This window comes from Bacillus sp. SIMBA_154, assembly GCF_046536015.1.
GTDB classification, from domain to species: domain Bacteria; phylum Bacillota; class Bacilli; order Bacillales; family Bacillaceae; genus Bacillus; species Bacillus pumilus_P.
This window is the reverse complement of sequence record NZ_JAWJBV010000006.1, coordinates 172,590-194,924: the sequence shown is the minus strand read 5'-3', so window position 1 is coordinate 194,924 and position 22,335 is coordinate 172,590. Positions and strand designations below refer to the sequence as shown.

General features: G+C 42.5%; 25 protein-coding genes, 1 riboswitch and 1 other annotated feature. Of the genes, 2 read left to right on the top strand and 23 right to left on the bottom strand.

Features of this window, described 5'->3' with window-relative positions:
- Positions 1 to 91 precede the first annotated feature (91 nt).
- A riboswitch (TPP riboswitch) is annotated at positions 92 to 202 on the bottom strand.
- A gap of 426 nt (positions 203 to 628) precedes the next feature.
- The 5 genes from R0K30_RS11390 to nadB form a co-directional block, all read right to left on the bottom strand.
- On the bottom strand, positions 629 to 1,246 hold the full coding sequence (locus tag R0K30_RS11390; protein WP_099727775.1) for a YhcN/YlaJ family sporulation lipoprotein: 618 nt from the start codon (positions 1,244 to 1,246) through the stop codon (positions 629 to 631).
- 133 nt (positions 1,247 to 1,379) lie between these two features.
- A complete protein-coding gene (safA, locus tag R0K30_RS11385; RefSeq protein ID WP_410610744.1) occupies positions 1,380 to 2,639 on the bottom strand; it encodes a SafA/ExsA family spore coat assembly protein in 1,260 nt (419 codons plus the stop codon).
- Between the two features lie 132 nt (positions 2,640 to 2,771).
- Positions 2,772 to 3,881: a quinolinate synthase NadA gene (nadA, locus tag R0K30_RS11380; RefSeq protein ID WP_099727777.1), complete on the bottom strand. Its 1,110-nt coding sequence runs from the start codon at positions 3,879 to 3,881 to the stop codon at positions 2,772 to 2,774.
- A complete protein-coding gene (gene nadC / locus R0K30_RS11375) occupies positions 3,868 to 4,731 on the bottom strand; it encodes a carboxylating nicotinate-nucleotide diphosphorylase (protein ID WP_327925179.1) in 864 nt (287 codons plus the stop codon). Before nadC ends, nadA begins: the two co-directional genes overlap by 14 nt.
- Positions 4,713 to 6,284 (bottom strand): L-aspartate oxidase, encoded by a 1,572-nt coding sequence (gene nadB / locus R0K30_RS11370; RefSeq protein ID WP_410610741.1) that lies wholly within the window; start codon positions 6,282 to 6,284, stop codon positions 4,713 to 4,715. The genes nadC and nadB overlap by 19 nt, the downstream gene beginning before the upstream one ends.
- A gap of 97 nt (positions 6,285 to 6,381) precedes the next feature.
- Here nadB and R0K30_RS11365 point away from each other — a divergent pair, with 97 nt between their 5' ends.
- A complete protein-coding gene (locus tag R0K30_RS11365) occupies positions 6,382 to 7,524 on the top strand; it encodes an IscS subfamily cysteine desulfurase (protein WP_410610739.1) in 1,143 nt (380 codons plus the stop codon).
- A 3-nt stretch (positions 7,525 to 7,527) separates the two neighbouring features.
- The gene (locus R0K30_RS11360; protein ID WP_099727781.1) at positions 7,528 to 8,070 is read left to right on the top strand and encodes a transcription repressor NadR; all 543 of its coding nucleotides are present in this window, start codon (positions 7,528 to 7,530) and stop codon (positions 8,068 to 8,070) included.
- A 225-nt stretch (positions 8,071 to 8,295) separates the two neighbouring features.
- Here R0K30_RS11360 and pheA read toward each other — a convergent pair whose 3' ends face one another.
- From pheA to R0K30_RS11270, 18 genes are all read right to left on the bottom strand, one after another.
- A complete protein-coding gene (pheA, locus tag R0K30_RS11355; protein ID WP_099727782.1) occupies positions 8,296 to 9,174 on the bottom strand; it encodes a prephenate dehydratase in 879 nt (292 codons plus the stop codon).
- 18 nt (positions 9,175 to 9,192) lie between these two features.
- Complete coding sequence (locus R0K30_RS11350; RefSeq protein ID WP_003216269.1) at positions 9,193 to 9,636, bottom strand: ACT domain-containing protein; 444 nt, start codon at positions 9,634 to 9,636, stop codon at positions 9,193 to 9,195.
- Between the two features lie 55 nt (positions 9,637 to 9,691).
- The gene (gene obgE, locus R0K30_RS11345) at positions 9,692 to 10,978 is read right to left on the bottom strand and encodes a GTPase ObgE (RefSeq protein WP_230030514.1); all 1,287 of its coding nucleotides are present in this window, start codon (positions 10,976 to 10,978) and stop codon (positions 9,692 to 9,694) included.
- A gap of 21 nt (positions 10,979 to 10,999) precedes the next feature.
- Positions 11,000 to 11,593: a sporulation initiation phosphotransferase B gene (locus R0K30_RS11340; RefSeq protein ID WP_099727784.1), complete on the bottom strand. Its 594-nt coding sequence runs from the start codon at positions 11,591 to 11,593 to the stop codon at positions 11,000 to 11,002.
- 277 nt (positions 11,594 to 11,870) lie between these two features.
- Positions 11,871 to 12,155: a 50S ribosomal protein L27 gene (gene rpmA / locus R0K30_RS11335; RefSeq protein WP_003216586.1), complete on the bottom strand. Its 285-nt coding sequence runs from the start codon at positions 12,153 to 12,155 to the stop codon at positions 11,871 to 11,873.
- Between the two features lie 12 nt (positions 12,156 to 12,167).
- Positions 12,168 to 12,506: a ribosomal-processing cysteine protease Prp gene (locus tag R0K30_RS11330; protein ID WP_410610736.1), complete on the bottom strand. Its 339-nt coding sequence runs from the start codon at positions 12,504 to 12,506 to the stop codon at positions 12,168 to 12,170.
- 14 nt (positions 12,507 to 12,520) lie between these two features.
- Positions 12,521 to 12,829 carry a 50S ribosomal protein L21 gene (rplU, locus tag R0K30_RS11325; protein ID WP_003216781.1) on the bottom strand — a complete coding sequence of 103 codons (309 nt, stop codon included), beginning with the start codon at positions 12,827 to 12,829 and terminating at the stop codon, positions 12,521 to 12,523.
- A 12-nt stretch (positions 12,830 to 12,841) separates the two neighbouring features.
- Positions 12,842 to 12,914 (bottom strand) — a sequence feature (ribosomal protein L21 leader region).
- A gap of 66 nt (positions 12,915 to 12,980) precedes the next feature.
- Complete coding sequence (locus R0K30_RS11320; protein ID WP_099727786.1) at positions 12,981 to 13,850, bottom strand: M50 family metallopeptidase; 870 nt, start codon at positions 13,848 to 13,850, stop codon at positions 12,981 to 12,983.
- The gene (locus tag R0K30_RS11315; RefSeq protein WP_230030516.1) at positions 13,843 to 14,634 is read right to left on the bottom strand and encodes a M23 family metallopeptidase; all 792 of its coding nucleotides are present in this window, start codon (positions 14,632 to 14,634) and stop codon (positions 13,843 to 13,845) included. Before R0K30_RS11315 ends, R0K30_RS11320 begins: the two co-directional genes overlap by 8 nt.
- 109 nt (positions 14,635 to 14,743) lie before the next feature.
- The gene (gene minD, locus R0K30_RS11310; protein WP_003216504.1) at positions 14,744 to 15,547 is read right to left on the bottom strand and encodes a septum site-determining protein MinD; all 804 of its coding nucleotides are present in this window, start codon (positions 15,545 to 15,547) and stop codon (positions 14,744 to 14,746) included.
- 2 nt (positions 15,548 to 15,549) lie between these two features.
- Positions 15,550 to 16,233, bottom strand: a complete 684-nt coding sequence (gene minC / locus R0K30_RS11305) for a septum site-determining protein MinC (protein WP_099727788.1) — start codon at positions 16,231 to 16,233, stop codon at positions 15,550 to 15,552.
- Positions 16,234 to 16,287: 54 nt separating this feature from the next.
- Entirely contained in the window at positions 16,288 to 16,806 is a 519-nt protein-coding gene (gene mreD, locus R0K30_RS11300; protein WP_230030517.1) for a rod shape-determining protein MreD, read from the bottom strand.
- Positions 16,803 to 17,702 carry a rod shape-determining protein MreC gene (gene mreC / locus R0K30_RS11295; RefSeq protein WP_099727790.1) on the bottom strand — a complete coding sequence of 300 codons (900 nt, stop codon included), beginning with the start codon at positions 17,700 to 17,702 and terminating at the stop codon, positions 16,803 to 16,805. The genes mreD and mreC overlap by 4 nt, the downstream gene beginning before the upstream one ends.
- A gap of 17 nt (positions 17,703 to 17,719) precedes the next feature.
- A complete protein-coding gene (locus tag R0K30_RS11290; RefSeq protein WP_034321249.1) occupies positions 17,720 to 18,742 on the bottom strand; it encodes a rod shape-determining protein in 1,023 nt (340 codons plus the stop codon).
- A gap of 90 nt (positions 18,743 to 18,832) precedes the next feature.
- Positions 18,833 to 19,507 carry a RadC family protein gene (gene radC / locus R0K30_RS11285; protein ID WP_099727791.1) on the bottom strand — a complete coding sequence of 225 codons (675 nt, stop codon included), beginning with the start codon at positions 19,505 to 19,507 and terminating at the stop codon, positions 18,833 to 18,835.
- Positions 19,508 to 19,554: 47 nt separating this feature from the next.
- On the bottom strand, positions 19,555 to 20,124 hold the full coding sequence (locus R0K30_RS11280) for a Maf family protein (RefSeq protein ID WP_099727792.1): 570 nt from the start codon (positions 20,122 to 20,124) through the stop codon (positions 19,555 to 19,557).
- 177 nt (positions 20,125 to 20,301) lie between these two features.
- Positions 20,302 to 21,315, bottom strand: a complete 1,014-nt coding sequence (locus tag R0K30_RS11275) for an SPOR domain-containing protein (protein WP_410610733.1) — start codon at positions 21,313 to 21,315, stop codon at positions 20,302 to 20,304.
- 163 nt (positions 21,316 to 21,478) lie between these two features.
- A complete protein-coding gene (locus R0K30_RS11270; protein WP_099727793.1) occupies positions 21,479 to 22,210 on the bottom strand; it encodes a prepilin peptidase in 732 nt (243 codons plus the stop codon).
- Positions 22,211 to 22,335: the final 125 nt, after the last annotated feature.

The window sequence follows — 22,335 nt, the reverse complement described above, 5'->3', positions numbered from 1 at the left end:
GGATGGAATCAGCACCAGCAAAAAACCAGGCTCTATGTTGAGAACCTGGTTTCGTCGTCAGAAAAAAACATGAATGTCATTCATATGACACATGTATCATCTTCAACTTCCCCACGCTGGTACGAGCCAGATCAGGTCCAAAGGGTTAAGAAACTTAAGCTTCTCTCTCAGCCCACTTTAGCGGGCACCCCTAGTCACTTTTATTGATTTCCACATCAGTTTATCATAGAGACGATATGAAAAAAAGAAGATTCAGGAAAATAGTTCCTTTCCCCTACAAGCTGTACCGATGAGCATGATATGCAAACTTCTATACAACAGCTTCCCCTTTATTTCGATCAAATCAGAAATCATCATTGATCCTTTTTTCCTACTATGTATAATTAATCTAAATGAAGAATTTTTTATACAAACTACTTGTTCAAAGGAAGTTCTAGTCGATTGCAAACATTTCTAACATTTATCAGTGATGAATCGGACGATGATGAAGTGGACATCCATTATTGCTGGTATTTTATTACTTGGATTTGGCTGTTATTTCTTTTACGAATTTTATATAGGCATCAAGATATATTTTTAAGAAAAGGCTAGAGTTCGTAATGAACTTTAGCCTTTTTTATTCATTCAACTATCGGGTCATGCCTGTTTGTCCTGTTTCAAATTGTGTTTTTCTCATATCTCTGAAGCGTGTGAATGCTCCTTCATCTTTGATGACTTGGACAGCTCTTCCATCTGCATAACGAGTCGCTGCTTCTTCTACTTGTGATACGCCCTCTTCCGTCAGGCGTCCATCCGATTTAATCGCAATATACACATTTTCATCAGTGACCATAACTTGTGAGTCTGCTACGTGATTCATTTTATTCACGCGGTTCGCAATTTTTCGTGAACGCTGTATGTTCTCTTGTTTATCGTAGCCAGAGAACGACATTTGGTTATGATAATTCATATCTCCATGACTGTAGCGTCCATCTCCGCCAGTAAGCGGCATTCTCACTTGATCCTCCGTAGGACGCGAACGATAATCAACATTCGTTGTATTTTCGTTCATCCCTTCCATAAGCTCAGAAATTGGGCCTTGGTGATCTTGGTTGTTGTCTGCCGCCCGTTGATTCGAATGATAACCGACCGGCTGGCCTGATTGATTATAACGAGTATCTACACCCGCATTGTCATTTGTACCACATGCAGTTAAACCAATAGGAAGAAGCACTAATGCGATTGTTTTTTGCCATTTTTGTCTCAAACGAAAAACCCCCTGTACAAATTCAATCTCATGAGCGCGAAACTGGCTCTGTTTTAGCATGTACAGTTCAGGGAAAAATCAAGCTGTCAGTTATAAACAAAAAAAGGAACGATTGAGATCGTCCCTTCTGTCATTAATCTTCTTCGTCTTCTTCTGGTCTTGCAAAAACGGATTGACCCGGATATGGCTGCATATAAGGCTGAGCAGGATAAGCCCCCATTTGACCATAAGGAACAGGATTTGGATAATGTCCAGGCCATGGCTGATGATGATGCTTCATGCCATCATCACAACCGCAGTCTTCCTTGCCATAGGCTTCATTTGAAGCGTTTGGATAAAAGCCTTGATTCACGTTCGCATTCACGTTCGCATTCACGTTCGCATTTGCGCCTGTATTTGGATGCATATGGTGGTGCCAGTGATGTCCATCGTTTGCATGATGCTCATGATTTTCCCCGTAGTAAGCTGGCGCTTGATAGGCTGGATAATACGGCTGGGCCGGGTAAGGATACGGCATCATGTGATGGTGATAATAGGGCTGGACCGGATAACAAAGACCTGAACCCGGTAAGATAGGTGAAGCCGGCACCATTTGCTGCGGATATGGATACATCGCAGGCATGTAATGACCATGACCATAATAAGGATCATATGATTCATGATGAGGATGCTGGTGATGATCTTTATTTTCTGCCATTCCTCCTACTGCTGTCCCTCCAACATTCGGCATTTGTGGGAAGTTAGGAAGGTTTGGGTAATTGCTATGCTCCATATCTTTTCCCTCCTCTTTTTGAAGCGGAATATGAATAAACGGATCATATCCCTTTGCCACCTCATCTTTGTGATGATCCTTATTCTCATGATGAAAATAGTCCTTGTGATCTTTATGTTCCTTATTTTCATGATAAAAATGATCCTTGTGATCTTTATGGTCCTTCTTCTCATCATGAACATGATCTTTCTTTTCATAAAAGTGATCTTTTTTCTCATGATGTTCTTTTTTGGGAGGAGGCGTGAATGGCTGGTAGAGATTGGTCTGATAATAGTTCACATCAACTTGCGGAAAAACTGGCTGCTCGATCTTTGGCACTGGCGGTACATAAGGTACCGGTTCATTTGGCTTTTCCTTCGGTTTCGTATCTTGCACTTGCACGACATCCTTTGGCTTTTCTTTCACATACGGATGTTCTTTCTGCTTTGGCATTTCTTTCACTTTTTGGTGATCTGTTTTCACAGGAACACCACTAGATGGAATCTTGATCTTCATACCCGGCATGATCAAATCTGGATTACTGAGCTGTGAATTTAGTTTTTTCAATTCTTGAAAGTCGACTCCGTATTTCTTTGAAATTTTCCAAAGGGAGTCTCCTTTTTGCACAATATGAATTTTCAACGTTTTCCCCTCCTATTGCAAAACGTGAACGTAGCGGTTATGTCAGAAGTACAATATGTTTCAACATAATTTTATGCCTATTTACAAGCCGATATGATAAAAACTTGTTTTCTGATAGGAGGGGCTGATGCTTTATTTAATGGTGAGCATTTTATTTAATGCAAGCAAAGCCTCTTTTGTTATCTCTTCATTGACCTGAATCAAACCAACCGGCTCACCCTTCTCAATACTTTCAAGTGACCATAACAAATGAGGCAGATCAATACGGTTCATGGTCAAACATGGACACATATCTGGGTTAAGGGATTCAATTTGTTTATCCGGGTGCTGGTCTATGATGCGTTTGACTAAATTCATTTCTGTTCCGATCGCCCACTTGCTTCCTGCTGGCGCCTGCTTGATCGTATCAATAATAAATTTCGTTGAACCAGCTAGATCAGAAGCTCTTACCACCTCATGCGTGCACTCTGGATGGACAAGGATTTGAATGTCACGATCTCTTTTTCTCGTTTCTTCAATATTCTGAACGGTAAACTTCTCATGTACGGAGCAATGCCCTTTCCATAAAATCATTTTGATGCGATGGAGCGGCTGATCGGTGATGAGCTTTTCTTCTACTTGATCCCAGACAGCCATTTCTTCTAGCGGGATACCTAAATCAAAGGCTGTATTACGCCCTAAATGCTGATCAGGGAGAAACAGAATCCGCTCTTTTTGTGTAAGCGCCCACTCCAGTACTTTCTTAGCGTTTGAAGATGTGACGGTCGCCCCGCCATGCTTGCCGACAAATGCTTTAATATCAGCTGTTGAGTTGACATAAGTGAGCGGGAGTATCGTATCTCCAAATAGATCAGTGAGCTGTTCCCATGCTCTGTCCGTTTGTTTCATGTTCGCCATATCCGCCATTGAACAGCCTGCTCTCATATCTGGCAACAGGACGTGCTGATTCTTTTTTGACAGCATATCTGCCGTTTCTGCCATGAAGTGAACACCGCAGAACACTATGTATTCTGCCTCCTGATTGTCAGCAGCTATTTGCGCTAGCTGCAATGAATCACCTGTTGCATCTGCAAATTGGATGACCTCATCTTTTTGATAATGATGGCCTGGTATAAAAAGCTTTGATCCAAAAGCTCGTTTAATGTCTAACACACGCTGCTTCATCTCTTCATAAGAGCGGTGTTTATATTCATCTGGCATCATGGCCGAATGTTGATTCGCTAGTACATCAAGCATGGACATGAGTCGTTCCCCCTTTATGGCTGAATTCCATATTCATACTAAAATCGAATGATGGAGCAGAATGTGTCAGAAAACCAAGCGAAATGATGTCTACACCTGTCCCCCGGTAGCTTGGTAATGTCTCTAATGTGATGCCTCCTGATGCCTCTGTCACGATCGTCTCTGGTGTCATTTGTTTAAAACGCTTTACTTCGGCGGGGGAGCAGTTGTCAAACATGATGACATCTGCTTTTGCATCTATGGCTTCCATGAGCTGTGCTTCTGATTCAATTTCCACTTCAATTTTCACCATATGACCGGCGTATGCTCTTGCTTTTTCTACAGCTTCACGGATAGAACCACATGCGGCAATATGATTATCTTTAATCATCACACCGTCCGATAAGCCGAAACGATGATTCTTTCCACCTCCTACTTTCACTGCGTATTTCTCTAACATACGCAAGCCGGGTGTCGTTTTTCTCGTATCACAGATCGTAATAGACGGATCAGCTAATCGCTGCACTGCTTCATGTGTTAAGGTGGCGATTCCTGTCATGCGCTGTAATATATTCAGAATGACCCGTTCTCCTTTTAGCAAGTCGTTGACTGTGCCTCTTATTTGAGCCAGTACAGCACCTGAATGAATCCAATCACCCTCCTGGAAAAACAGTTCAGTTTGAATCTGTTCACTCAGCAGGCCATACCCCATTTCAATGACTGGTGATCCTGCCAATACACCCGATTGTTTTGCGATGATATAAGCTGTTCCTTTCTTGTCTTCAAAGATGGCATCAGCTGATACATCTCCAAAGCCAATATCTTCTTTTAAAAAATGAGTGAGCATTTGTTTTAACTGTAAACGTTCCATTTGGCACCGATCCTTTCATTTTTCATGATGTGAATGTGGCCTTTTTCATGCACAATCTGTTTCCCTCGCCACAAGGCATCATTCCGCTTTGGATAATCCATTCGATAATGGCTGCCCCTGCTTTCTGTACGGAGTAATGCAGACTTAACAAGGCAAGTCGCTAATGCCCATTGATTGCTTAATTCAATCTGTTTATTTGTGATATCCTTGACATTGATTTGCTGAAAAGAGACTTGTTCTAATTCATCGAGTAAGGTCTGCAAGCCTTTTTCATCTCTAACAATCGCGGCATATGCTGTCATCCATTTTCTAAGCTGAGCCTCTGACATAGTCGGGACAGACCATACTTCTTGTATTGAAAGAGATGGGATTGTTTTTTGCAGTTTTGGCAATTGCTCAATTCGTCTTGCCGCTTTGCTTCCTAAAACGAGACCTTCCAGAAGAGAATTACTTGCCAGTCGATTGGCGCCATGTAAACCTGTACAAGCCGCTTCACCGATGGCAAAAAGCGATTGAACGGTCGTTTCTCCATATTCATTGACCTTGATTCCGCCCATTAAAAAATGCATACCAGGAGAAACTGGCAGCCGGCTGCTTGCCATATCGACTCCCGCCCGCTGACACATCGCATCAATCGCTGGAAAACGAATAGAAAAATGCGGAATATCATGGATGTTGAGATACAGATGATGACCTAATTGCTGCTCATGAAAAATAGCTCTAGCGACCACATCTCTAGGAGCTAAATCTGTCTGTGGATGAATCCCTTTCATGATACGCCTGCCTGTTTCATCTTCTAAATAAGCTCCCTCCCCTCGCACTGCTTCTGAAACAAGACCGACTGCTTTTCCAGCGATCGTCAAAAGGGTCGGATGAAATTGAACAAATTCAAGATCCGCTAATTGTGCTCCGGCTCGGTAGGCCATCATCAGCCCGTCTCCTGTTACAGAAGAATCATTTGTGTTTGTCTCATATAGAGATCCGCAGCCACCAGTGGATAAAACCACTGCATCTGCGGTCATGGTATGTACGTGTCCTTTCTCATCTTTCCACACAACACCGACACATTTCCCTTCATGAACTAATAGATCAATGACATGATGATATTCGTATAAATGAATATGTGAACCAAGCTGACTTTTCAGAAACTGCACGAGGGTTTTACCTGTTTGATCTCCTCCTCCATGCAAAATGCGATTACGGGTGTGTGCCCCCTCTTTACCTAACTGCGGCATTCCCGCTTCATTCCGATCAAATGGACAGCCTTCTGCTTCAAGCTGCTTCACAAGGCGTTTTCCAAGACACACGATCTCCTGTACGATCTGGTCATCATTATGATCACAGCCAGCAGCTAGCGTGTCTTGCACATGTAGATCAACTGAATCATGTGCTGCAAAGGCAGCAGCGATTCCTCCTTGTGCAAGCATGGAATTACTAGAGGAAAATTGTTTTTTTGTCATCATGATGACTTGGCAGTTTTCTGATATGGTTTTCGCAAAGGAAAGCGCTGCAATGCCTGATCCCACCACAATGACTTTTTTAAGTAATGACACAATCGCCCCTCCTGTCATTTACACCTGTCTTGACACATATCATTACACAATACTACAATAAATACAAGAAAAAATTTTCACACAGGAGATGGATGGTTTGGTCTATTTAGATTATGCAGCTTCTACACCCGTTTCTGAAGAAGCTCTACATGTATTCCAACAGCTGAGCAAAGATTGCTACGGGAATGCAAGCAGCCTTCATGATGCAGGGGGAAGAGCAAATGACATATTGACTTACAGCAGACAATCACTCGCTACGATGCTTAAGGGCGAACCAGACGGCATCTACTTTACAAGTGGCGGAACTGAATCCAATATCCTTGCGATTCAATCGATCATGAACGGGCTGCCCGCACATAAACAGCATGTCATTACCACATCAGTAGAACACCCTTCCGTTCATCACGCGGTTCACGCCTTGCAACGCCTCGGCGTGAAGGTCACGATCATAGAACCGAATGAAGAAGGGATCATCACAAAGGAGATTCTCAAACAAGCTTTATTGCCTGAAACAGGACTAGTATCCATCCAGCATGCAAACTCAGAAACAGGGATTATCCAGCCATTGGCTCAATTAGCGCCTCTTTTAAAGGAAAGACACATTTTTTTTCATACAGATGCTGTGCAAACATTCGGGAAAATTCGTGTGTCCATTAAGGAGCTCGGGGTCGATGCCATGTCCATCTCTAGTCATAAAGTGTATGCACCTAAGGGCGCTGGAGCTGTCTATATGGGTGCACATGTCCCTTGGAAGCCTGTATATGCAGGTGCAGTTCAGGAAAATGGCTTACGCCCTGGAACTTTGAACGTTCCGTGTATCGGTGCTTTTGCCGCGGCGAGTGAACAAATGATGCTTCAGCTCGATGAGCAGCATAAACGAGATGAGCAGCTTCGTGATTATTTTCTTGAGCAGATAAAAAAACGTCAGCTGCCTGTCCGTACGCTTCAGGACAATAACAATTACCGCATGCTCCCTCATATTATTGGTTGTTTTTTTGAAGGGTTTGAAGGACAATATGTAATGTTAGCATGTAACCGGCATGGGATTTGTATATCAACTGGAAGCGCATGTGCTTCTGGTTACCATCACCCTTCCCCTGCTGTGAAGGCTTTGCATGTATCAGATCGTGATGCCCTTCAGTTCATTCGAATATCATTTGGACGACGGTCATCAACAGATGACATCGATCAGCTTTTGCATACATTTGAGAACTTGCAAAAGGAGAAGAAAGGAGCATAAGACGTGGAGCAAGAGAGGAAGCTCATTGGCGAAGAAAGAAGAAAGGCCATATTACAGTGGCTGAAAGAAACAGATACACCGCTCACTGGAAGCTTTTTAGCTAAAAAGGCCGCTGTATCACGACAAGTCATTGTACAAGATATATCATTATTAAAAGCAAAAAACGAACCCATTATCGCCACAAGCCAAGGCTATGTGTATATGGCGCCGCTTCATGCGCCAGAAACTGAAATTGAACAAATCATCGCCTGCAAACATGATCCTCTTCGTACAGAAGAAGAACTGACATTGATTGTAGACTTTGGTGTGACGGTGAAAGACGTGATCATAGAACACCCCGTTTACGGAGAGCTGACTGCCTCCATTCGCGTCAGCACACGTAAACAAGTAGCTGACTTCGTTCATCACATTTCTAACACTGGCGCCTCCTACTTGTCAGAGCTAACAGATGGCGTACACTTACATACACTCACTTCCTACAGCCAAAAGCAGCTTGATCAAGCCATTCAAGCGCTAGATGACGCTGGATTTTTGATTAAAGACTAAAAAAATAGTGTCCTACACAGGACACTATCAGATTGTTGACAAAGGGCTAAAATGATCTTTATTTTAGCCCTTTGTCCTTCTTTTCAGCGTGTTATGAAAACCCTTGAAGTCTAGGAAGGACGAGTACCGGAGCGGAGCGAATTTGACATTCGTGAGCACCGGCACGCAGACATGACAACGAATGCGAGGGTTTGGCTACACGCTGATAGTGTCCTACACAGGACACTATTTTTCATTCGTTAATTCATATGTTTGGTAGCTGCCGAGCAGCTTGACCTCACAGCCAATGGCTTCTAATTCTTGAATCGCGCCAGGGACAAGCACATCATCCATTTCTTTTTCGATATCAATGATAAATAAATAATGTCCAAGACCTGTTTTGGTCGGGCGAGATTCAATTTTTGACAAGTTCAGATTTCGCCAGGAAAAAGCAGATAGCACGCGATGTAAAGCGCCTGATTGGTCATCCTTTGGCAGACTGACAACAATGGTCGTTTTTGGCTTTGAAGAAAAACCAGAATTCATCGGAAACGACGCCTTAGGATCTTTATGTAAAATAACAAAACGTGTGTGATTGTGCGGATAATCATGAATGTCTTTTTTCGCAATGGTCAATCCGTACGTTTTTGCAGCAATTTCATTGGCAATCGCACCAACAGCTTCATCTGGATGCTCACTGATGTATTTCGCTGCATAGCCTGTTGATTCCACTGGGCGATGCGGAATATGAGGGTAGTGCTTTTTCAAAAATTGATGACACTGGGCAATTGCATGCGGATGTGACTGAATCACATCTAATGTTTCCCAGCTCTCCGCCCTCGATGGATGGACAAGTAAATGCTGCCGAATCGGTGCTGTCATTTCACCAACAATGGATAGTGCTTCTTCATGAATTAAATAATCAATCGTTAAGTTCACAGATCCTTCGAGTGCATTTTCAAGCGGAACGACTGCCAAATCTACTTCGCCCTTTGAAACAGCATCCATACATTGCGGGATCGTTGCATAGGCCCGCTGCACTGCATCTTTAGGAAAGCAAGAGCATACGGCCAAATGAGTAAATGTTGCCTCTGGTCCAAAATAACCTACAGTTAATTGCTTCATCTGCTATAATCTCTCCTTTTACGCTCCAGAACCTAGAATTTCAACTTTTTCGACAAATTCAAGTTTTCTTAATTGATTCATGACGGTATTAATATCATCTGCCATGCCAGCCGTACTGATCGATAGTGTGACATTCGCTCTTCCTTGCAGCGGAATGGTTTGGTGAATGGATAACACATTACAGCCAGAGTCCGCCACAATTTGAAGCAGCCTTGACAGAGCCCCAGACCGATCCTCAAGGTGGAAAAACAATGTGATGATCTGCTCTTTCACCATCGTATAAAATGGGAAAACAGCATCTCTGTATTTATAAAAAGCACTGCGGCTTAAATCCGCTTGTTGAACAGCATCGGCAACTGAATCCGCTTTTTTGCGATCGAGAAGCTTTTTGACTTCAAGCGTTTTTCGCATCGCATCTGGAAGGACATCCTCTCTTACTAAATAGAACGTTTCTTCTTTCACCTGTTTTCTCCCCTTTTAAAAACGGGAGAGCCCATGGACTGGACCCTCCTTTTGATCAATCAATAAATTCAAATTCAAATTCAAGCAGACGAATGATGTCGCCGTCTTTTGCACCGCGCTCACGTAAGGCATCATCGACACCCATTCCGCGCAGCTGTCTGGAGAATCGTTTAACGGATTCATCTCTTGAGAAATCTGTCATCTTAAACAGTCGCTCAAGTGCTTTACCAGTTAAGACAAACGTACCATCAGGATCTCTCGAGATCTCAAATGGTGCATCTCCCTCATCAAACTTGTACATCACACGGTTATCAGACAGCTCTTCTTCATTATAGAGTGGGAATTCTGGTGTCGTTTCAAGCTGATTGGCGATTTCAAATAAGAGCTCACGAAGCCCTTCTCTTGTGATCGCACTAATTGGGAACACTTTATAGTCATCTGTTAGTTTTTCTTTAAATGCGGCTAGATTGTCAGCTGCATCTGGCATGTCCATTTTGTTGGCCACAATGATTTGCGGACGCTCTGTCAATCTCATATTGTATTGCTCAAGCTCTTCATTAATTGTCACGTAGTCTTCGTATGGGTCACGCCCTTCAAGTCCAGACATATCAATGACATGGACAATCACACGTGTACGCTCAATATGACGTAAAAATTGATGACCTAAGCCAACACCTTCGTGAGCTCCTTCGATAAGTCCTGGCAGATCCGCCATAACAAAGCTTCGGTTATCGTCTGTTTCGACAACTCCTAGGTTCGGCACAAGCGTTGTAAAATGATAATCTGCAATTTTCGGTTTAGCCGAAGAGACAATCGAAAGCAGCGTCGACTTCCCGACACTTGGGAAACCAACGAGTCCAACATCCGCAAGCACTTTTAATTCTAAGATGACGTCACGTTCTTTACCTGGCTCACCGTTTTCAGAAAGCTGTGGTGCAGGGTTTGCCGGTGTTGCGAAACGTGAATTTCCACGTCCGCCTCGTCCGCCTTTTGCAATCACTGCACGCTGCCCATGCTCTGTTAAGTCAGCTAGTACTTGTTCCGTCTCTGCATCTGTGACAACCGTACCCGGTGGAACTTTGACGACCATTTCTTCAGCATTTCGTCCATGCTGGTTTTTACTCATCCCGTGCTCGCCGCGATCAGCCTTGAAATGGCGCTTATAACGAAAGTCCATCAATGTTCTAAGGCCTTCGTCCACTTCAAATACAACATCTGCACCGTTTCCGCCGTCGCCGCCTGCTGGGCCGCCTTTTGGCACATATTTTTCACGACGGAACGCCACCATACCGTTTCCGCCGTCACCGCCTTTAACATACACTTTAACCTGATCTACAAACATAACTTCCTCCGTTTCTCTGCATCACATATCTCGTTCTTGCCTCAAACAAAGCTCAATCATGGACTCATGAGACGTCACATGAAATTGCATTATACTCATACATGGATAGTTTGCGTCATGAAACGCATTTAACGCATCCAAACTTGTTAATTTTCCTTTGAAATCAAAATATAAGATCACATCATTCTCTTCATGATCTGTTTGGAACGTGACCGTTAAATGATTTTCAGTTTTTTGGCAAACTGATTGATCGAATATCGAAAACAACTCCCGTGATACCGTTAGCAGCTGCGATTCATATGCTGATAAGTCTCGGGCTTCACCAAGCACTTCATATTCTAGGGTGATAAAATGCGACTCCCAATTAAATGTTAGAAAGTAATAGGCCAATTGGGGAATTTTTAAATTTGAGAGTTTTGATTCATGCTGTGCTTCAATGACCATTTCTTCTATAATTTCAAACACTCGGTCATATTTTTCTAATGTCAAGTTGCCTTTAATCAGCTGCAATTTATTCATCCAGTCATGTCTTGAACGACTGAGCAGATAGATCAATTCATTTGTTAATGCAACGTGAGTTAATTTTTCATTTTGTTTACTTGATATCTCTTCCATTATCGCACTCCCAATCGTTTGGTCTCTCTTTTAGGAGTCTTATCATCAATATGTCTCCCTGAATTATAACAGAGAAGACAGCATAGAAAAACACTAGTTATGTGAGGAAAGGTTGTTTTTTCTGATCGTATAGGAGAAAATGAGGCAAAGTCAGCAAACGTTCTTTGATATTTATGGAGTGCATCTTCTTTTATCATCTTCGGTACCACTTATAAAAAGCGCAAAAGCTCCCTGAATAGTGAAAAAAACTCCAGTCAATGACCGGAGTTTTTAGCAATTATTGTGCCGCAGGATATACGCTCACTTTTTTACGGTCACGACCGAAACGTTCGAATTTAACAGTTCCGTCGATTTTAGCGAAAAGAGTGTCGTCGCCTCCGCGTCCAACGTTTTCACCTGGATAGATTTTCGTTCCACGTTGACGATAAAGGATAGAACCACCAGTTACGAATTGACCATCAGCACGTTTAGCGCCTAAACGTTTAGACTCAGAGTCACGTCCGTTCTTTGTAGAACCTACCCCTTTTTTAGATGCGAAAAATTGAAGATCTAATCTAAGCATGAAGTTCACCTCCTATTTTTTTGTTGATATTCTCACATAATCGTGATAATCTCGTTCGATTGTCTCTAAGGAAACGACCATGCCTTCTAAAAGCAGCTGGGCTTTTTCAAAGGATACTGGATCTGTATCAACCGGTAATTCAAAAGTGAAATAGCCGCCTTCTTCTCCAATATCAAGCAGTGGATCGATTCCTGTCAGTGCAATAATTGAATTGACTGAGCCGAAAACAACAGCAGATACACCTGCACAAACGAGATCCTGACCTTTTTCAGCAAACTCGGCATGTCCAGTCATCCGAAAAGACGTAATGCTTTCATCTGCCGCTGACCGAGTAATGGTTGCTTTGATCATATCACTCACACGCCTTAAGCGTTGATTTTTTCGATAACAACTTTAGTGTAAGGTTGACGATGACCTTGTTTTTTGTGGTTGTTTTTCTTCGGTTTGTACTTGAACACAGTAATTTTCTTACCGCGACCTTGTTTTTCAACTTTAGCCGTTACTGTTGCTCCAGCAACTGAAGGGTTACCCACTTTGACAGTGTCTCCGCCGACAAACAATACGTTTTCAAAAGTAACTGTTTCACCTGCTTCAGCAGCTAGTTTTTCAACATAAACAGTTTGACCTTCTTCAACTTTAACTTGTTTACCACCAGTTTCGATAATTGCGTACATCTCTGCACCTCCTAATAAACTCAGACTCGCCGAATACAGGGGGCCATAGGCACTTTACACCTGCTCCGCGCGGTTGTAGCACGGGTGCTACATATCCATAACATTAAAAAATATATCAAACTAGACGCAGAATGTCAATGTATTTTCACCATTAGTACGGTAAAAGAAGCTCTTCCATTGAAGAGGTGGTTCTTCGGTCTGAAAAATAAGCATGAAGCAGTTCATTTTCATCAAGCTGACTCATTTTCACGCCATCCCTTTCGATAATAATCGGGTGCTTACAGCCCTTTTGAAATCGAGCCAGCACTTCGTATACTTTTTCTTCAGCACTTGCTCTAAGCGGAATGAGTTTCTCTATCTTTTGCTCTTTTTTACCGTAATACCGTTCTAGTAAAAAGCGGACCGTGACGTAATGCCGCTGCCGGTGTTCCATCACAAGTGAATAAGCTAAAAATGTGAGCAGCACCCAGCCATTGAATTGCAGCGGAGCAAAACAGAGTAACCCTGCTGTCAAAAGACTAAAAAAGACTAGGGAGCCTTTTATCGCGAGGGCATGTGCACGTTGGAAAGGGTAAAAAGCAGATAAGAGCAAAAAGAATAATTTTCCGCCATCAAGCGGCCAAATGGGCAAAAGGTTTATAAGAAAAATGGCCATATTATAAAAGGTAAACATCGTAAAGACGTCGTGCGAGATAAGAGAAGCTTCCATGAGAAGCCATGCCATGAGCTGGAGCGGCACATGCTGAAGCGGTCCGCATAAAATGACCGCCAGCTCTTCTTTTAGCGGGCGGTTCCCATGTTCTTCTACTTCTACCGCTCCGCCAAATGGCAGTAAAAAAATCCGCCGAATGCGCCAATGATAATAGCAAGCAGCCGCTGCATGTCCAAGCTCATGGACACAGACGATAATGAGCAGACAAAGCAGCGGCTTAATTTGACCTGAAAGAATCGCAAACGCCATCACAATCCAAAGAAGCGGGTGAATGTGAATTTTCGTCAGCATGACCAGCCATCTATTCAAAAGTCATCACCTGAATGGGGTCGATGAACTGTTCATTTTGCTTAATGGCAAAGTAATACGTGCCCTTCCCTTGATCATCAAGCGAAATTCGACCAATTTTTTCACCCTTATCGACAAAATCGTATAAGGCCACATCGGCTTCCTTTAATTGACCGTACCAGCTATAGCTGTTATCCGCATGCTGCACAACCACTGTAAGCCCTGTATCGCTTTTCTTTTTCACCTCTACAACATAGCCTTCTTTCATACTATCAATGGCATCTGCCGATGTTTCGACTTTGACGCCTGCACCATTTTGGATAAATGATTCTTGCACTTTTCCAGAAGCAGGTACAGCCAGTTCATTATTGGCTTGTACGTCTTTTCGGTCTGCCTTTTTCTCAGTTAAAAAGGCAAGCGGGTTCCCAACTGTTTTCTCAAACCAAAGGTTGGCAGCAGCAAACTGAAAATCTTGCTCAAAGGTTTGACTGATCATCGGCTTCAGCTGCTGAAACGGGCCTGCCTGGCCTTTAAACGAAATGGCTGCAATCAACACGAGGGACGCAGATAGTAAACATTTAATCACAAAGGTATTGGGGTTAAATAACGGATGCCGATACTTCGTCGGCTGGTGAGACGTCGACTCATAGGAAGACGATCCAGAATGCTTTTCTTCCTCTGTCAACATAACCCATGGCGGGATATCGTCATTTTTCTTGAAAGCCGCCTTCTTAGGGGCAGCAGCTGGCTGCTTTGTTTTGCGGCGCTGCGCTATTTTTTTTCGATACTCGTCCACTCTTTTCATGAGATCACCCTTTACATACAAACAGTTTGTACATTTTATGTGGCGACCCCATGTGATATGCAACAAAAAGACCGATTCTCATCGAATCGGCCTGATCTCACGTGAATGGTTATGCTCTAACACCGAAAAATGCTTTGAGCTTTGCAAACATCCCTTTGTTTTCATCTTCAAATGATTGCAGTGGAACAGATTCACCTAGTACACGGCGAGCAATATTGCGATACGCAATTGATACTTTGTTTTTAGCATCCATCACAATTGGTTCACCATTGTTTGAAGCCTTAATCACGTCATCATCATCTGCCACAATGCCAAGAAGATCAATCGATAAGTGATGTACAACTTCATCCACATCCATTGAATCGCCACTTTTCGCCATGTGTGTACGAATACGGTTGACAATCAAACGAGGCGGTTCGATATCTTCTTGTTCTAATAAGCCGATGATACGGTCAGCATCTCTCACAGCTGAGATCTCAGGCGTCGTCACGACAATTGCCTTATCTGCACCAGATACAGCATTTTTAAAGCCTTGCTCGATTCCAGCAGGGCAATCGATGACGACATAATCAAAGTCTTGTTTCAATGATTGAATCAATTCTTTGATCTGCTCCGGCTCTACAGCCGTTTTATCGCTTGTTTGAGCAGCGGGTAAAAGATACAAAAGATCCTCGAAACGCTTATCTTTTACAAGCGCTTGGTGAATTTTACATCTTCCTTCTACTACATCGACTAGATCATAAATAATGCGGTTCTCAAGCCCCATCACGACATCTAGATTCCGAAGGCCAATATCGGTATCCACTAGACACACTTTTTTCCCTTGAATTGCTAGTGCTGTGCCTAAGTTTGCAGATGTTGTTGTTTTGCCAACGCCGCCTTTTCCTGAGGTAATCACAATAGCCTCGCCCAATTTCACATTCCTCCCTCAAGCCTTGTCAGATTAGGTCTTATATGAGCCAATTGCTGCAGGCGTTCAATGATCATGTTGCCATCTATATCTAAATAAGCACATTCCATTTCGTTTCCATCTTCTTTTTGATCTGGTGCACGGTTAAACACTTGTGCGATGCGAAGCTGAGTTGGAATCATACGAGATGCCGCAATGACAGCTTGTTTATTCCCATTACATCCAGCATGCGCCACGCCTTTTAATGCGCCGAGCACAAAAATATTTCCCCCTGCACGAATCGTTCCGCCAGGATTCACATCTCCTATTAATAAGAGATCCCCTTCGACATACAGCACCTGTCCAGAGCGTACAATTTTCGCTACAGAGGTGATTTCAGCCTCTGCTTTTAATCGTCTCGCCTCTTCAGTTGACATGACGTCACTTTCAATGGAATGAATGATGAGATGTTCATTCTCAGACACCGCTTCAGTCAAACGCTCCTCCTGATCCTCTGTTAAATACCGAAAACCAAGTTTAATATGCACATTGACCTTATGTCCTTCTCTTCCATCTGTATATTGCTCAAGCAAAAGAACCTCTCGCAAGCCAGAAAGAAGGTCATCAAACGAACAGTCATCATTTAACTGTAATGTTAATCCGTTTTTTGTACCTTTTATTGTCACAAATTGCTGTTTTTGAGTTTTCAAGATGCTCACCTCAACAACATACTCATTTCGCCGTAATTGGACAAACTCCTGCTTTTATTCGTCGATCAGTCCTTGCTTCACATTGATGAAAAAGAGCCTAAGCGGCACAACAAGTATGAGAGACGCAGCAGTATTTAAAAGAATCGTTGGAATAAAGCGTTCGATGACATACGTATTAAAAGGCATAATCCCTGGCTGAATCGTCGCTTGAACGCCGTACACATAAAACTCCATCACGGAAACAGCAATCATCGACAGAAAGACGACCACTAAAATATTCGTCTGAAGGACTTTGAAAGCTTTCGCTAACAAATAGCAAAGCGCCCCAAAGCCAAACATATGAACACCAAGTATGCCTGTATACGAAATATCATATAAAAGTCCAAAGATAAAGCCGTAAATCACACCATATTTTTGATTCACAAAAGCAGTCATAAATACAAGTGCGAGTAAGATGAAATGAGGTGCTAAAATTTGATTATCTGAAACAAATGGGAGCTTCACTAAATCGACAAAAATGCTGTCAAATACGAAGATAAACAACATGACGAAAGCAAGAAGGACACGTTTCACGAGCCTTCCTCCTTCGTCAATTCAGATGCATCTGCCGTACTTGTGCTGCGATTCACAACAATCACGCGGTCTAAATTGTTGAGTTCAGCAGCTGGTTCTACATAAATGATTTTTGTCAGTCCGTAATGGTCAGGCTCGATTTCGCTCACCTTACCAATTGTTAAGCCTTGCGGGAATACGCCCCCTGCTCCAGATGTTTCGACAAGATCTCCTTTTTTGACATCCCCATCAGCATCGGATTTTAGAATATTCATTGTCAGCATTTTTTTCTTGCTGTCATAACCGTTAATAATTCCATTGAGTTCTTCTTTGCCCTTTTTTGCAAAAATTTTCGTTGAAATTCTATTATTTTGGTCTGTAGAGCTTAGCAACCTTACAGTCGAAGTAAAATTGTTGAGCTTATCACTTTCGATTTTCCCGATTAACGCACCACTCTCATTTGTGACCGCCATATCTTTGTCAACGCCTTGTTTTTTCCCTTTATCAATCATCACAAAACTATCCCATAGGGACGGGTTTCTCGCAATAACAGTTGATAGAATTGGCGTATAATCACGAATAGAGTTCACATATCCGAGCTGCTTGCGAAGCTTTTTGTTTTCATCTTCTAGTTCTTGAAGTTTCGCCTCATACTGGGTTTGTCCATCAAGTTTTTTTCGAAGACGCTCGTTTTCATCATATGTGTTCTTTAAATCTTGTACGTTCCCATACATACCGGCAATAAATTGTGATGGTTTATGAAAGACACCTTGAAAAAAGCCTGTCGTATCCCCCACTAATTTTTCCGGCCATGAAGCACCTCTGCCGCTTTTCACTGAAAAACCAATCATAGCCACCAGTACGATGACACAGACAAGGAGCAACATTAATCTTTTATTCATAAAAAACTGCGGCATGTCTTACACCTCTTTATTTACGCCCGATTATCTTTTGATTTTCCTTTGAACAAGTGAATATGTTCTAGTGCTTTCCCTGTTCCGATCGCCACACAGTCAAGTGGGTCCTCAGCAATAATGACTGGCATTTTCGTTTCATCGCTAATGACTTTGTCAAGATTACGCAGCAATGCACCGCCGCCTGTTAAAACGATTCCGCGATCCATAATATCTGCTGCCAGCTCAGGTGGCGTTTTTTCAAGAGTGGCTTTTACCGCATCAACAATTGTTTCCACCGTATCGCGAAGCGCTTTTGCAATCTCTTCTGCCGTAATAGAGATCGTTTTTGGCAGACCTGTTAAAAGGTCACGTCCGCGAATATCCATCTCATCATGCACGTCTGGCTGTGCAGAACCGATTTCCATTTTAATCGCTTCTGAAGTACGGTCACCGATCATCAGATTATACGTTTTACGAATATAGCTGCTGATCGCATCATCCATTTCATCTCCTGCCACACGGATCGATTGAGAAGTCACAATGCCGCCAAGTGAAATAATGGCCACTTCTGTTGTACCGCCGCCAATATCCACAACCATACTTCCTGTTGGCTCCCATACAGGCAGGTTAGCACCGATTGCCGCAGCAAATGGCTCTTCAATAGGGTATGCGTCACGTGCACCAGCTTGTCTTGTTGCATCAATGACTGCTCGCTCCTCTACAGCTGTAATCCCAGATGGCACACATACCATCACGTAGGGTTTACGAGCAAATAGCCCTTTGTTTCTAAGTGCTTGATTAATGTAATATTTCATCATTTTTGCTGTCGTTTCGTAATCTGCAATGACTCCGTCTTTCATTGGGCGAAGTGCCACAACATTACCAGGTGTACGGCCAATCATGTTTCTAGCGTCATTTCCGACCGCCACTATAGACTTCGTATCAGTTTCCAAAGCTACGACCGAAGGTTCTCTCACAACAATTCCTTTTCCTTTAATAAAAACAAGCGTATTCGCTGTTCCAAGATCTATTCCAAGGTCTTTTGTACCAATTCCAAACATATGTATGTATCTTCCTTTCTTAAACCAAAATTCCCTTTAGGGAAAAACTCATAAACTCTATTATATCGTAAAACATCGAAAAAAAAAGTGTTACAAATACCCTTTTTCCTTCAAACTCACAAATTTTTGATCACCTATGACAAGATGATCAAGCAGCTGTATTCCAATCAGCTTTCCACATTCAAAAAGTCGCTTTGTGACTTCAATATCTTCCCTGCTAGGCGTCGGATCTCCAGATGGATGGTTGTGCACACATATAAATGAAGCAGCCGAACGTTTAAAAGCCTCTTTGAAAATTTCACGCGGGTGAACAATCGATGAGTTCAAACTTCCAATAAACACGGTATGTTTATGAAGAACTTGATTTTTTGTATTGAGATAAAGACAAACGAAATTTTCCTGCGTCAAAAATCTCATATCTTCCATCACAAAGTTTGCCCCATCCTCTGGCGTGCGGATGACATAACGGTTGTCCGTCGTTTGATGGTGTAATCTAGTGCCGAGTTCTAACGCAGCTAAAAGAGAGATCGCCTTCGCTTTTCCAACTCCTCGAATCTTCGACAGTTCTTCAATAGAAGCTTCTCTCACAGAACGAAGGCCGCCAAATGTTTGCAGAAGTCTTGCGGAAATTTGAAGAACAGATTCCTTTTTTGTGCCTGTCCTAAAAAGGATTGCGACAAGTTCATGATTTGATAAACTGCTTGGACCATATTTGATAAATCGTTCTCTCGGTTTTTCATCATGAGGGAAATGCTTAAGCAACATAGGGAAATGGTTAATGATGAACACTCCTTTTGAATTCCTTCCCGTCATCAAAAAGGGGTAATTCCAAATGTTTCAAGCACTCTAACTGTTTTGGCAATAGGGAGACCTACAACGGAAAAATAATCACCGTCTATTTTTTGAACAAACAGTGCGCCTTTCCCTTGAATGCCATAGCTTCCCGCTTTATCAAGCGGTTCACCCGTTTCGATATAGCGGTTGATTTCATTTTGCGTAAGCATCCAAAATGTCACTTCTGTCTGTTCATAAAATGTTTCTTTTCTATTCTCTGACTGAACCGAGACACCAGTCAAGACTTGATGTGTCTTTCCTGACAATAATTGAAGCATTGAGGCCGCTTCTTCCTTGTCTTTTGGTTTCCCAAGACATTTGCCGTCAATTGCAACAATCGTATCTGCACCAATGATCACAGCTTTGGGATGTATTTTTTGAATATCATTTGCTTTTTGTTCTGCCAACCATTGGACGTTCTCAGCAGGCGAAAGGTTTCGATTTATTTCTTCTTTTAAGTGACTTGCTTGAATGTCATAAGAAAACCCTGCTAGATCAAGCAATTCTTTTCTTCTAGGTGATTGTGATGCGAGAATTAATTGGTTCATGTTCGTTCATCCTTTCAGGGTTTAGCTTAAGAAGTAAGATACCCATTCATCCTATCAAATGTACATCTTACCGACAATTGACGAAAATTCATTTTTCATGTTCCTTCATCATTATGTTGGATACAAAAGAAAAAAACTAGTCATTTTTTGACTAGTTTGCTCTCTTAAAAAATGATTTTACGTGTTTAATTGATCAAGCAGCACTTGCTGAGATTTCCACCCATTTTCAGCCGTTGGGTCATTTAACAGTTGCACCGCTTTCAGCAAACTGCTTTTAGCTGATGCGTCAGTTGTTTTGGCACTTTCCAGCTCAGAGATCAGCTGCGTGACTTCCTTTTTCTCTACTTCATCCCCTACAATCACCTTTGAAGATAAGACAGAAGCCTTCTCTATTAAACCAGTCAGCTCATCTGGCACTTGAAATGAGAGCTCCTTACCGCCCCATGCTTCAAAGTGCTGATCGATTAGTTTCTTCCCAACAGCACTTGTCATGCCTTGTTCTGTTGCAAGCCCAGCAATCACATAATATCCATCATCCATTGAGACTTTTTTCCCCGCATATCCTGCATCTTTTAAACTGGTAACCAAGTCATCTGCTCCTTTTTCAGAGGAAAACTTTCCAGCCTGTACGACAAAGGTTGAAAAACTGCCAGAGACACTTTTTTCACCTTTGTTCTCTTTTGATTCATCTGTATCTCCCGCCGCTGGCGGCGCATCCCCTCCGGCTTTCATTGCAGATTGGTTTCCGGATGCTGTGACACTGACATGGTCACCACCTGACGGATTTGCTGTACCGTCTTTGCTTAAGCTTAGTGCAAACACGCCGAGGCCTGTCCCAAGAACCACTGCAAATACAATCGTTGTCATCACTCTCTTGAAGGGGCCGCGGTTTTTACTGAACTTCTGATCAAATGAGCCTTTTTTCTTTTGATAAGGCGTGACGACCTTTGGATCAGAGTGGTAAATATGATCAGCTGCATCGTCCCACTGGAAATCTTCTTCTTTTGGTTTAGATGGATCTTCCTGTGAAGCAGCTGTCTCCTGTTCTGATTGCCTCTTTTCCTCCCAATTCGAAAACGTCACATGATCCTCTTGCTGTTTTTTTGGCTGATGATCTTCTTCATGAAGCATTTCTTCCTTGCCATTAATATTGACCTTTAACCCTTGTTTTTTTGCCTGCCTTTTTTTCATTGTCATTCCCCGCTTTCTGACATTGTTTGTAAGAAAGACCTTTTTGTCCAATGAATCAGTGCGAATTTAACCCGTCCTTCTTTCTGTTTCACACTTTAACATAGCAGATAAAAAAAAGAACAAGACTTTTGTCGGCAGGTAAAAAAAGTGTTCGCCAATTTTTTCACCCAAATAATCCGCTGAATGGGCTTAAGACATGAGACCCAAAAAGATAAACCCAAAAAGAAAAAGCGATCGCAGGAACAAAGGGAAATGGCTCGTCTAATCGAAAGGAAAAGACCTTCGCATAGACCATTCCGCCGATAGATGAGAGGAAAAGAATGATGAGGAATGCCTTTAAACCAAAGCAAAACGCAAGCACACCGAACAGCTTCATATCAGCCCCTCCCATGCTGTTTGGCTTAAAACGATCTAAACTATAAAATAAGAGAAAACAAAAAAGCAGAGAAGCCGCTCCTTCCCACCAAATAAGAAATGGTTCTAGCGTGCGGTATATGACGAATAGAGGAAAAAAGAAGAGAAACAGCTCGTTTGGCACCCTCATATAAAGAAGATCGCTCACGACAGCAATCACGAATAAACTACAAAGAATCACAAGAAAAAGGCCTTCAAACGAAAAACCAGCGTTCCTATAAATGAGCAAAAAAAGGCTGCCTGACAGCAGCTCAATCATTGGATATAACAAAAACAATCGGGTGCTGCAATGTTTACACGACCCTCTCAATACAATATACGAAACGAGCGGAATCATGTCATACAGAGATAGTGGTTGTTTACAAACGCCGCAGTGAGAACGCGGAAAGAGTATGGACCGCTTCATTGGCAGCCTTTCACCAACTAGATGAAAAAACGATCCCATGGTGATGCCTGCAAGAAACACAAAAATGTCAATCATATTCAGTGGCTCCTTCCGGGGATAAGATAGACCGGATTGTACCATAGACATTTACGTTGAGCACCTAGTGAAAATATGATTTTATCCCTCATCTACATATCAAAAGAAAAAAGACACAAATGGCT

Excerpts from the sequence above, each read along its gene's own strand:
- nadA (WP_099727777.1), bottom strand. The coding sequence starts at position 3,881 with ATGTCCATGCTTGATGTACTAGCGAATCAACATTCGGCCATGATGCCA.
- nadC (WP_327925179.1), bottom strand. The coding sequence starts at position 4,731 with ATGGAACGTTTACAGTTAAAACAAATGCTCACTCATTTTTTAAAAGAA.
- pheA (WP_099727782.1), bottom strand. The coding sequence starts at position 9,174 with ATGAAGCAATTAACTGTAGGTTATTTTGGACCAGAGGCAACATTTACT.
- obgE (WP_230030514.1), bottom strand. The coding sequence starts at position 10,978 with ATGTTTGTAGATCAGGTTAAAGTGTATGTTAAAGGCGGTGACGGCGGA.
- R0K30_RS11340 (WP_099727784.1), bottom strand. The coding sequence starts at position 11,593 with ATGGAAGAGATATCAAGTAAACAAAATGAAAAATTAACTCACGTTGCA.
- rpmA (WP_003216586.1), bottom strand. The coding sequence starts at position 12,155 with ATGCTTAGATTAGATCTTCAATTTTTCGCATCTAAAAAAGGGGTAGGT.
- R0K30_RS11330 (WP_410610736.1), bottom strand. The coding sequence starts at position 12,506 with ATGATCAAAGCAACCATTACTCGGTCAGCGGCAGATGAAAGCATTACG.
- rplU (WP_003216781.1), bottom strand. The coding sequence starts at position 12,829 with ATGTACGCAATTATCGAAACTGGTGGTAAACAAGTTAAAGTTGAAGAA.
- R0K30_RS11315 (WP_230030516.1), bottom strand. The coding sequence starts at position 14,634 with ATGAAAAGAGTGGACGAGTATCGAAAAAAAATAGCGCAGCGCCGCAAA.
- mreC (WP_099727790.1), bottom strand. The coding sequence starts at position 17,702 with ATGCCGCAGTTTTTTATGAATAAAAGATTAATGTTGCTCCTTGTCTGT.
- R0K30_RS11290 (WP_034321249.1), bottom strand. The coding sequence starts at position 18,742 with ATGTTTGGAATTGGTACAAAAGACCTTGGAATAGATCTTGGAACAGCG.
- radC (WP_099727791.1), bottom strand. The coding sequence starts at position 19,507 with ATGTTGCTTAAGCATTTCCCTCATGATGAAAAACCGAGAGAACGATTT.
- R0K30_RS11280 (WP_099727792.1), bottom strand. The coding sequence starts at position 20,124 with ATGAACCAATTAATTCTCGCATCACAATCACCTAGAAGAAAAGAATTG.
- R0K30_RS11275 (WP_410610733.1), bottom strand. The coding sequence starts at position 21,315 with ATGAAAAAAAGGCAGGCAAAAAAACAAGGGTTAAAGGTCAATATTAAT.
- R0K30_RS11270 (WP_099727793.1), bottom strand. The coding sequence starts at position 22,210 with ATGATTGACATTTTTGTGTTTCTTGCAGGCATCACCATGGGATCGTTT.